The organism is Oceanospirillum sediminis, assembly GCF_014164585.1.
Taxonomy (GTDB): domain Bacteria; phylum Pseudomonadota; class Gammaproteobacteria; order Pseudomonadales; family Halomonadaceae; genus Oceanospirillum; species Oceanospirillum sediminis.
Map to the genome: position 1 here is coordinate 1 of NZ_JACJFM010000115.1, position 484 is coordinate 484.

The following is a 484-nucleotide window of genomic DNA, read 5'->3' on the forward strand; positions in this document are numbered from 1 at the left end:
AATCCTCAACAGCGCTTTCCTGATATTCGTACATCTCAGGCATTCCGTAGTCTTCGCTGGTTTCGTCATTATTCCATGCGCTGACGCGGAGCTGCTCTTCCCATACCGGAATAAAGCGAACGATGGATTTATCTTTAATGCGGCGGGTTTTAGTGATGTCTACCGGCTCACTCCACTGCTTACCGTCGCGGATTTGCAGGATGACGGCGGAATAACGGTTGATGGCGTTGCGCTTGTCGGCCTCCTTGATGAACGGATAGGCACGCTTCATCATGTCGTTGATGGACAACTCCCACGGCGTTGAGTTCTTATCATCCTCGCCATTTTCAACCACTTCAGGGTATTTCTGCCAGCATTTATTAATAATGCGGTTAATGCCTGCTGCTGCGGCTGGATGTCGCTCATAGGCATAGCGGAACATCTCGGCGGTGATTTCCTGCGGGTACCCACATTCCGTCCAGAGACGATCGTGCTTCTGGTCAAG

At 51.2% G+C, this 484-nt stretch carries 1 protein-coding gene; it reads right to left on the bottom strand.

The genetic code is table 11. The features are described 5' to 3' along the window. A partial coding sequence (locus tag H4O21_RS24145) for a hypothetical protein (protein WP_220495850.1) occupies positions 1 to 421 on the bottom strand: 421 nt, incomplete at its 3' end. Positions 422 to 484 lie beyond the last annotated feature (63 nt).